We start from the raw sequence: 9,369 nt of genomic DNA, 5'->3' as shown, positions 1-9,369 counted from the left end.
TGTCTAAAGAAAAATTTGAACGTTCAAAACCGCACGTTAACGTTGGTACTATCGGCCACGTTGACCACGGTAAAACAACTCTGACTGCTGCAATCACTACAGTTTTAGCTAAAACTTACGGTGGTGCTGCTCGTGCATTCGACCAAATCGATAATGCGCCAGAAGAAAAAGCGCGTGGTATCACCATCTCTACTTCACACGTAGAATACGATACTCCAACTCGCCACTACGCACACGTAGACTGCCCAGGTCACGCCGACTATGTTAAAAACATGATCACTGGTGCTGCGCAAATGGACGGAGCTATTCTGGTAGTAGCAGCAACTGATGGTCCAATGCCACAAACTCGTGAGCACATCCTGTTAGGTCGTCAGGTTGGTGTTCCTTACATCATCGTATTCCTGAACAAATGTGACATGGTAGATGATGAAGAGCTGTTAGAATTAGTTGAAATGGAAGTTCGTGAACTTCTGTCTCAATACGATTTCCCAGGTGATGACACTCCAGTAATCCGTGGTTCAGCGCTGAAAGCACTGGAAGGCGAAGCAGAGTGGGAAGCAAAAATTGTTGAATTAGCAGAAGCACTGGATTCTTATATCCCAGAGCCAGAGCGTGCAATTGACAAACCATTCCTGTTACCAATCGAAGATGTATTCTCAATCTCAGGTCGTGGTACAGTAGTTACTGGTCGTGTAGAGCGTGGTATCATCAAAGTAGGTGATGAAGTTGAGATTGTTGGTATCAAAGAAACCGCAAAAACAACTTGTACTGGCGTTGAAATGTTCCGTAAATTACTTGACGAAGGTCGTGCAGGTGAGAACGTAGGTGTTCTGCTGCGTGGTACAAAACGTGAAGAAATCGAACGTGGACAAGTACTGGCGAAACCAGGTTCAATCAACCCACACAACAAATTTGAATCAGAAGTTTATATTCTGAGCAAAGATGAAGGTGGTCGTCACACTCCATTCTTCAAAGGCTACCGTCCACAGTTCTACTTCCGTACAACTGACGTAACTGGTACTATCGAATTACCAGAAGGCGTAGAAATGGTAATGCCAGGCGACAACGTGAACATGATCGTTGAACTGATCCACCCAATCGCAATGGACGAAGGTTTACGCTTCGCAATCCGTGAAGGTGGCCGTACAGTAGGTGCGGGTGTTGTTGCTAAAGTATTAGGTTAATTACTCGGTAATTTTCCTAAAGAAGGGCATCAATTGATGCCCTTTTTATGCGTTGTTTGAAAAAGAACCTATCTCATCACTAGTTTTCTGGAAATTATTGGTGAGATAGGCTCTGATACAACGAATTGAGTCCAGTATCTTGCAGATACGAATGTCATAGAGATATGACGCTGTGTCAGATGCAATCATAGTTTATTTATGGTTAGTCTGATTTGTTTTGCTCTTGCGAGGCAAGCTGGCTATTTATTTACATCATATGGACAGGTTAATTTATGAGTGCGAATAGCGGAGCTCAAGATAGCAAACGCGGTGGTGATATCGCTAAGTGGATCATTACCGTCTTATTGCTGGTAGTAGCAGTGGGTGGCAACTATCTTTATCGTGAATTTAACCTTGCGTTGCGGGCTTTAGCGGTTGTTATTCTGTTCGCGGCTGCGGGCGGAGTTGCGTTGTGGACAACACAAGGTAAAGCAACACTAGCATTTGCTCGCGAAGCTCGAATTGAAATGCGTAAGGTAGTATGGCCAACGCGTCAAGAAACATTGCAGACAACATTAATCGTTGCTGCGGTGACGGCTATTGTGTCATTGGTTCTTTGGGGACTGGATGGCATTCTGGTTCGTTTAGTTTCATTTATTACTGGCCTGTGAGGTGTTCATGACTGATTCTCCTAAAAAACGCTGGTATGTTATTCAAGCCTTTTCAGGCTTCGAAGGCCGTGTAGCACAGTCTCTGCGTGAACATATCAAATTAAACGAAATGGAAGACTCATTTGGCGAAGTTATGGTTCCAACAGAAGAAGTTGTTGAGATCCGTAGCGGACAGCGCCGTAAAAGTGAGCGTAAATTTTTCCCAGGCTATGTTCTTGTCCAAATGGTCATGAATGATGCAACTTGGCACCTTGTGCGTAATGTGCCAAGAGTCATGGGTTTTATTGGCGGTACTTCAGACAGACCTGCACCAATTAGTGATAAAGAAGTTGATGCGATCATGAATCGTCTACAACAAGTTGGTGACAAACCACGTCCTAAAACACTGTTTGAACCAGGTGAAATGGTTCGTGTTAGTGATGGTCCATTTGCTGACTTTAACGGTGTTGTTGAAGAAGTTGATTACGAGAAAAGTCGCCTGAAAGTGTCTGTTTCTATCTTTGGTCGTGCGACCCCAGTGGAATTAGACTTTAGTCAGGTTGAAAAAGGTTAAACCTTTTTGCTCGCCTTTCTTGCAAAAGGTGGAAAAGTTCACTACAATTTTCCACCTTTCGTTTTGAGTTGTTTTGTCATGAGACAAAGCAAAGTAAATCGGGGAGCCCTAGCCGGGCGATATACCCACATTGAGGAATTAATTAATGGCTAAGAAAGTCCAAGCCTATATCAAACTGCAAGTTGCAGCAGGTATGGCTAATCCAAGTCCACCAGTTGGTCCAGCTCTGGGTCAACAAGGTGTTAACATCATGGAATTCTGTAAAGCATTCAACGCTAAAACTGAAAGCGTAGAAAAAGGTTTACCAATCCCTGTTGTTATTACAGTTTACGCAGACCGTTCTTTCACTTTCGTTACTAAAACTCCTCCAGCAGCGATTCTGCTGAAGAAAGCGGCGGGCGTGAAATCAGGTTCTGGCAAACCGAACAAAGAGAAAGTAGGTAAAGTAACTACTGCTCAAGTTCGTGAAATTGCAGAAACTAAAGCTGCGGATCTGACTGGTGCTGATGTTGAAGCTATGATGCGTTCAATTGAAGGTACTGCTCGTTCCATGGGCCTGGTAGTGGAGGACTAATCTGATGGCTAAACTAACCAAGCGCATGCGCAATATCCGTGAAAAAGTAGATGTAGTGAAACAGTACGAAATCAATGAAGCAGTTGCTTTATTGAAAGAGTTAGCTACAGCTAAATTTGTTGAAAGTGTTGATGTTGCTGTTAACCTCGGCATCGATGCTCGTAAATCAGACCAAAACGTTCGTGGTGCTACTGTTCTGCCACACGGTACTGGTCGTTCAGTTCGCGTTGCTGTATTCGCACAAGGTGCAAATGCAGAAGCTGCTAAAGAAGCTGGTGCAGAATTAGTCGGTATGGATGACTTAGCTGCTAAAGTTAAAGCTGGCGAAATGGACTTTGACGTTGTAATTGCATCTCCAGATGCAATGCGCGTTGTTGGTCAATTAGGCCAAATCCTTGGTCCACGTGGCTTAATGCCAAACCCGAAAGTGGGTACTGTAACACCTAACGTTGCTGAAGCTGTTAAAAATGCTAAAGCTGGTCAGGTTCGTTACCGTAACGACAAAAATGGTATTATCCATACCACTATCGGTAAAGTTGATTTCAACGAAGCTCAGTTGAAAGAAAACTTAGAAGCTCTGCTGGTTGCGCTGAAAAAAGCAAAACCATCTTCAGCTAAAGGCGTTTATATCAAGAAAGTAAGCCTGTCTACCACTATGGGTGCAGGTGTTGCTATTGATCAAGCAAGCTTAAGCGCGACAGTTTAATCCTCGATTAGACTAAAAGTCATAAAAGACTTTACCTTGGCGTCAAATTTGTATAGAATTTGACGCCTTGAGTTTAGCTATGTTGTATTTTGAATGTGAGTCAACATAACTAAATTCCCAAATTCGGTTGGAGTCTGGCCTATCCAGACCCCGTCCAAGACCGCAGGTGTAAGTAATTACTTAATTTTCCTGCGTAGACGGTGAGAGAGCCAAAAAGAATTTTATATTCTGGATTCTGCTCACCGTGTTTTAGCGCTTATTTCCATTGTGGCAATAAGTGATGTGAGTCCCGAGTTTTTACTCGGTTAATCCAGGAGCAAGAAGCTAATGGCACTAAATCTTCAAGACAAACAAGCGATTGTTGCTGAAGTCAGCGAAGTTGCCAAAGGCGCGCTGTCTGCAGTTGTTGCGGATTCCCGTGGTGTAACTGTAGATAAAATGACTGAACTGCGTAAAGCATGTCGTGAAGCTGGTGTTACTGTACGAGTAGTACGTAACACATTGCTACGTCGCGCTGTTGAAGGTACTTCTTATGAAGTGCTGAAAGACGCATTTGTTGGTCCTACCTTGATTGCTTTCTCTTCTGAACACCCGGGCGCTGCAGCTCGTCTGTTCAAAGATTTCGCGAAAGCGAACCCAGCATTCGAGATTAAAGCGGCTGCCTTTGAAGGTGAGTTTATCCCAGGTTCAAACATTGATCGCCTGGCTACACTACCAACTTACGAAGAAGCAATCGCACGCCTGATGTCAACCATGAAAGAAGCCGCTGCCGGCAAACTGGTTCGTACTCTGGCTGCACTGCGCGATCAGAAAGAAGCTGCTTAATAGCCAATTTCCTTCGTTGCTTTACTACGTATAAACTTTTTCTGAATTTTAGGAACAATTGTTATGTCTATCTCTAAAGACGATATCTTAAATGCAGTTGCTGAAATGTCTGTAATGGACGTTGTTGAACTGATCACTATGATGGAAGAAAAATTCGGTGTATCTGCTGCTGCAGCTGTTGCTGTTGCTGCGGGTCCAGCAGAAGCTGCTGAAGAAAAAACTGAATTCGACGTTATCCTGAAAGGTATCGGCGGTAACAAAGTAGCAGTAATCAAAGCAGTACGTGGCGCTACCGGTCTTGGTCTGAAAGAAGCTAAAGACTTAGTAGAATCTGCTCCAGCAGCTCTGAAAGAAGGCGTAAGCAAAGATGATGCTGAAGCTCTGAAGAAAGCTCTGGAAGAAGCAGGTGCTGAGGTTGAAGTTAAGTAATTTAACTTCCCAGAGAGCAGCCTAACGGCTGATGGCTGGTGATTTTTTGGTCACCAGCCTTTTTGCGCTGTAAGGTAAGAGTAGCTTTTTCACACTTTTTTGGCTTCCTCTTTACCTCAATATTTTTTGCTATTGACGACTTAATATACTGTGTTAGCCACTACGATCCACGTTTTTCCAAAAGCTCGGTAGTGTGCGCAATGCAATGAAATGATTTAAGAGTAATAGCAATAAGTATTATGGAAAATTTTATTTTCCTACCTACAAAAAAACAGTGTTAGATGAATGTCGTGTCACCCTTAATAACAAGGGCAGGCAGAGTGGGTCACTTTTCAGCGAGCTGAGGAACCCTATGGTTTACTCCTATACCGAGAAAAAACGTATTCGTAAGGATTTTGGTAAACGTCCACAAGTTCTGGATGTTCCCTATCTCCTTTCTATCCAACTTGACTCGTTCCAGAAGTTTATCGAGCAAGATCCTGATGGTCAAAATGGGCTGGAAGCGGCTTTCCGTTCCGTATTTCCAATCCAAAGCTACAGCGGCAATGCTGAACTGCAATATGTCAGCTACCGCCTTGGCGAGCCTGTTTTTGATGTTAAAGAATGTCAGATCCGTGGTGTAACTTATTCTGCACCATTACGTGTGAAACTGCGTCTGGTCATTTATGAACGTGAAGCCCCAGAAGGCACCGTTAAAGACATCAAAGAACAAGAAGTCTATATGGGTGAAATCCCATTAATGACCGATAATGGTACTTTTGTTATCAATGGTACTGAGCGTGTTATTGTTTCCCAGTTACATCGTAGCCCTGGTGTGTTCTTTGATAGCGATAAAGGTAAAACGCACTCTTCAGGTAAAGTACTGTATAACGCACGTATTATTCCTTATCGTGGTTCATGGTTAGACTTCGAATTCGACCCTAAAGATAATCTTTTTGTCCGTATTGACCGTCGTCGTAAATTACCAGCGACTATCATTTTACGCGCAATGAACTACAGCACCGAAGACATCTTAAATCTGTTCTTCGAGAAAACAACGTTTGAAATCAGTAATAATAAACTGATGATGACGTTAGTTCCTGAGCGTCTGCGTGGTGAAACAGCTTCATTTGATATTGAAGCAAACGGCAAAGTTTATGTCGAAAAAGGTCGCCGTATTACTGCTCGTCATATTCGTCAGTTAGAAAAAGAACAAATTGAGCGCATCGAAGTACCTGTTGAATACATCGCAGGTAAAGTAGTGGCTCGTGACTATATTGATGAAGCGACAGGTGAATTGATTTGTGCTGCTAACATGGAAATCTCTTTAGATGTGTTAGCTCGCTTAAGTCAAGCTGGTCATAAAACCATCGAAACACTGTTTACCAACGATTTAGATCATGGTGCTTATATTTCAGAAACTATCCGCGTCGATCCTACCAACGATCGTTTAAGCGCATTAGTTGAAATCTATCGCATGATGCGTCCTGGTGAACCACCAACTCGCGAAGCGGCAGAAAACTTATTTGAGAACTTATTCTTCTCAGAAGATCGTTATGATCTCTCTGCGGTTGGTCGCATGAAGTTCAACCGCTCTTTAGGTCGCGAAGAAGTTGAAGGTTCTGGCATCTTAAGCCAAGAAGATATCATTGAAGTGATGAAAAAACTGATTGATATCCGTAATGGTAAAGGTGAAGTGGATGATATCGACCACTTAGGTAACCGTCGTATTCGTTCTGTTGGCGAAATGGCTGAAAACCAATTCCGTGTTGGTCTGGTGCGTGTTGAACGTGCAGTTAAAGAGCGTCTATCTTTAGGTGATCTTGATGCATTAATGCCACAAGATATGATCAACGCAAAACCGATTTCTGCTGCAGTTAAAGAGTTCTTTGGCTCTAGCCAGTTATCGCAGTTTATGGATCAGAACAACCCGCTGTCAGAAATTACCCATAAACGTCGTATTTCTGCATTAGGCCCTGGTGGTCTGACTCGTGAACGTGCAGGCTTCGAAGTTCGAGACGTACACCCAACTCACTATGGTCGTGTGTGTCCAATCGAAACACCTGAAGGTCCAAATATCGGTCTGATTAACTCATTATCTGTTTATGCACAGACTAACGAGTACGGATTCTTAGAAACGCCTTACCGTGTTGTAGAAAACAACGCTGTAACAGATGAAATCCACTATCTGTCTGCAATTGAAGAAGGTAACTTCATCATTGCTCAGGCTAACTCCGTATTAGATGATGATGGCCACTTCGTAGAAGAATTAGTAACTTGCCGTCATAAAGGTGAGTCAAGTTTATTTAGTCGTGATCAAGTTCAGTACATGGACGTTTCAACTCAACAGGTTGTTTCTGTCGGTGCTTCACTGATCCCATTCCTTGAACACGATGACGCCAACCGTGCATTGATGGGTGCGAACATGCAACGCCAGGCTGTTCCTACACTTCGTGGTGATAAACCACTGGTAGGTACAGGTATGGAACGTGCTGTAGCGGTTGACTCCGGTGTTACTGCGGTAGCAAAACGTGGTGGTACTGTTCAGTATGTTGATGCTTCTCGTATCGTTATCAAAGTAAACGAAGATGAGACTTATGCTGGTGAAGCAGGCATTGATATTTACAGCTTAACTAAATATACCCGCTCTAACCAAAACACATGTATTAACCAAACACCTTGTGTTTCTTTAGGTGAACCTGTTGAACGTGGTGATGTACTTGCCGATGGTCCATCAACAGACCTTGGTGAACTTGCATTAGGTCAAAACATGCGCGTGGCATTTATGCCATGGAATGGTTATAACTACGAGGACTCCATCCTTGTATCTGAGCGTGTTGTTCAAGAAGACCGTTTCACAACTATCCATATTCAAGAACTTGCTTGTGTGTCTCGTGATACTAAGTTAGGGCCTGAAGAGATCACTGCAGATATTCCTAATGTTGGTGAAGCTGCGTTATCTAAACTGGATGAATCAGGTATCGTTTATATCGGTGCTGAAGTGAAAGGCGGTGATATTCTGGTAGGTAAAGTAACACCGAAAGGTGAAACTCAACTGACTCCAGAAGAGAAACTGCTACGTGCTATCTTCGGTGAAAAAGCATCTGATGTTAAAGATTCTTCTCTGCGTGTTCCTAACGGTGTGTCTGGTACAGTTATTGATGTACAAGTCTTCACCCGTGATGGCGTAGAAAAAGACAAACGTGCATTAGAAATCGAAGAATCGCAATTACGTGAAGTTAAAAAAGACTTAACAGAAGAGTTACGTATCTTTGAAGCGGGTCTTTTTGCACGTATTCGTGGCGTTCTGATTGCCGGCGGTATTGAAGCTGACAAATTAGATAAACTACCTCGTGAACGTTGGTTAGAACTGGGTCTTGCTGATGAAGAGAAGCAAAACCAGTTAGAACAATTAGCTGAACAGTATGATGAACTGAAAGCTGAATTCGCGAAGAAACTGGAAGCTAAGCGTCGTAAGATCACTCAAGGTGATGATTTAGCACCGGGTGTATTGAAGATTGTTAAGGTTTATCTGGCTGTTAAACGTCAGATCCAACCTGGTGATAAGATGGCGGGTCGTCATGGTAACAAGGGTGTTATCTCTAAGATTAACCCAATTGAAGACATGCCATACGATGAAAACGGTAATCCTGTTGACCTCGTACTGAACCCACTGGGTGTACCATCACGTATGAACATTGGTCAGATCCTTGAAACTCACTTGGGTATGGCTGCTAAAGGTATCGGTGATAAAATCAATGCGATGCTGAAACAGCAACAAGAAGTGGCTAAATTACGTGAATTTATCCAGAAAGCTTATGATCTGGGTATGGCACCTCGTCAGAAAGTTGATTTGGACACCTTCAGTGATGAAGAAGTGTTACGTTTGGCTGAAAACCTGAAAAAAGGTATGCCAACTGCAACACCTGTGTTCGATGGTGCAGAAGAGATGGAAATTAAAGAGATGCTGAAATTAGCAGATCTTCCAACTTCTGGTCAGATTACACTTTTCGATGGTCGTACAGGTGAACAATTCGAACGTCCAGTAACTGTAGGTTACATGTACATGCTGAAACTGAACCACTTAGTTGATGACAAGATGCACGCCCGTTCTACCGGTTCGTACAGCTTAGTTACTCAGCAACCTCTTGGTGGTAAAGCACAGTTTGGTGGACAGCGTTTCGGGGAGATGGAAGTATGGGCACTGGAAGCATACGGTGCGGCTTACACGCTACAAGAAATGCTTACTGTTAAGTCGGATGACGTTAACGGTCGTACCAAAATGTACAAAAACATCGTTGATGGTAACCATCAGATGGAACCAGGTATGCCTGAGTCGTTCAACGTATTGTTGAAAGAGATCCGTTCACTGGGTATCAACATCGAATTGGAAGACGAATAACGTATTCCATGAAAGCAGACTGCTAAATATGGCAGTCTGCTAAACAGTGACTACACTGGTTTAAAGG

General features: G+C 43.2%; 8 protein-coding genes. All 8 read left to right on the top strand.

Features of this window, described 5'->3' with window-relative positions; all coding sequences use genetic code 11:
• Positions 1–1,184: elongation factor Tu (tuf, locus tag AACQ49_RS18140; protein WP_017627866.1), on the top strand; the 1,184-nt coding region annotated here is incomplete at its 5' end.
• A gap of 272 nt (positions 1,185–1,456) precedes the next feature.
• Complete coding sequence (secE, locus tag AACQ49_RS18135; protein ID WP_004246899.1) at positions 1,457–1,834, top strand: preprotein translocase subunit SecE; 378 nt, start codon at positions 1,457–1,459, stop codon at positions 1,832–1,834.
• 7 nt (positions 1,835–1,841) lie between these two features.
• Positions 1,842–2,387, top strand: a complete 546-nt coding sequence (gene nusG / locus AACQ49_RS18130) for a transcription termination/antitermination protein NusG (RefSeq protein ID WP_004246900.1) — start codon at positions 1,842–1,844, stop codon at positions 2,385–2,387.
• Between the two features lie 145 nt (positions 2,388–2,532).
• Positions 2,533–2,961: a 50S ribosomal protein L11 gene (gene rplK / locus AACQ49_RS18125; RefSeq protein WP_004246901.1), complete on the top strand. Its 429-nt coding sequence runs from the start codon at positions 2,533–2,535 to the stop codon at positions 2,959–2,961.
• A gap of 4 nt (positions 2,962–2,965) precedes the next feature.
• Complete coding sequence (gene rplA, locus AACQ49_RS18120) at positions 2,966–3,667, top strand: 50S ribosomal protein L1 (protein ID WP_004246903.1); 702 nt, start codon at positions 2,966–2,968, stop codon at positions 3,665–3,667.
• A 327-nt stretch (positions 3,668–3,994) separates the two neighbouring features.
• Positions 3,995–4,492: a 50S ribosomal protein L10 gene (rplJ, locus tag AACQ49_RS18115; RefSeq protein WP_004246904.1), complete on the top strand. Its 498-nt coding sequence runs from the start codon at positions 3,995–3,997 to the stop codon at positions 4,490–4,492.
• A 63-nt stretch (positions 4,493–4,555) separates the two neighbouring features.
• Positions 4,556–4,921 (top strand): 50S ribosomal protein L7/L12, encoded by a 366-nt coding sequence (gene rplL, locus AACQ49_RS18110; protein WP_004246905.1) that lies wholly within the window; start codon positions 4,556–4,558, stop codon positions 4,919–4,921.
• A 352-nt stretch (positions 4,922–5,273) separates the two neighbouring features.
• Positions 5,274–9,302, top strand: coding sequence for a DNA-directed RNA polymerase subunit beta (gene rpoB, locus AACQ49_RS18105; protein WP_004246906.1), 4,029 nt, complete (start codon positions 5,274–5,276; stop codon positions 9,300–9,302).
• The last annotated feature ends 67 nt before the right edge of the window (positions 9,303–9,369 follow it).

The organism is Proteus sp. G2675, from assembly GCF_963886535.1.
Lineage (GTDB): Bacteria > Pseudomonadota > Gammaproteobacteria > Enterobacterales > Enterobacteriaceae > Proteus > Proteus mirabilis.
The sequence above is the reverse complement of the archived record's forward strand: the minus strand, read 5'-3'. Positions and strand labels throughout refer to the sequence as shown.

What these genes read in the sequence shown, in the direction of transcription:
- nusG (WP_004246900.1), top strand. Translation starts at nt 1,842, where the DNA reads ATGACTGATTCTCCTAAAAAACGCTGGTATGTTATTCAAGCCTTTTCA.
- rplL (WP_004246905.1), top strand. Translation starts at nt 4,556, where the DNA reads ATGTCTATCTCTAAAGACGATATCTTAAATGCAGTTGCTGAAATGTCT.
- rplK (WP_004246901.1), top strand. Translation starts at nt 2,533, where the DNA reads ATGGCTAAGAAAGTCCAAGCCTATATCAAACTGCAAGTTGCAGCAGGT.
- rplA (WP_004246903.1), top strand. Translation starts at nt 2,966, where the DNA reads ATGGCTAAACTAACCAAGCGCATGCGCAATATCCGTGAAAAAGTAGAT.
- rplJ (WP_004246904.1), top strand. Translation starts at nt 3,995, where the DNA reads ATGGCACTAAATCTTCAAGACAAACAAGCGATTGTTGCTGAAGTCAGC.
- secE (WP_004246899.1), top strand. Translation starts at nt 1,457, where the DNA reads ATGAGTGCGAATAGCGGAGCTCAAGATAGCAAACGCGGTGGTGATATC.
- rpoB (WP_004246906.1), top strand. Translation starts at nt 5,274, where the DNA reads ATGGTTTACTCCTATACCGAGAAAAAACGTATTCGTAAGGATTTTGGT.